The organism is Streptococcus sp. HMSC064H09, from assembly GCF_001812625.1.
GTDB lineage: Bacteria > Bacillota > Bacilli > Lactobacillales > Streptococcaceae > Streptococcus.
Genome location: NZ_KV809597.1, coordinates 1 through 230, shown reverse-complemented (window position 1 = coordinate 230; position 230 = coordinate 1). Strand labels below are relative to the sequence as shown.

Sequence of the window (230 nt, the reverse complement as noted above, 5' to 3'; positions counted from 1 at the left end):
AATAAATACTACGGAGATTATCATGCACTTCGTGATATCAATCTAGAAATTGAAAAAGGACAAGTTGTGGTTCTCTTGGGACCTTCTGGGTCTGGGAAATCTACTCTTATCCGTACAATCAACGCCTTGGAATCAATTGATAACGGTACACTTATCGTTAACGGACATAATGTGACGGAAGCTTCTGCCAAAGACTTGGTTGAGCTTCGTAAGGAAGCAGGGATGGTATT

At 40.9% G+C, this 230-nt stretch carries 1 protein-coding gene; it reads left to right on the top strand.

From position 1 onward, the window contains the following. The coding region (locus HMPREF2867_RS07830) for an ATP-binding cassette domain-containing protein (protein ID WP_141751005.1) at positions 1 to 230 on the top strand (230 nt) is incomplete at both ends.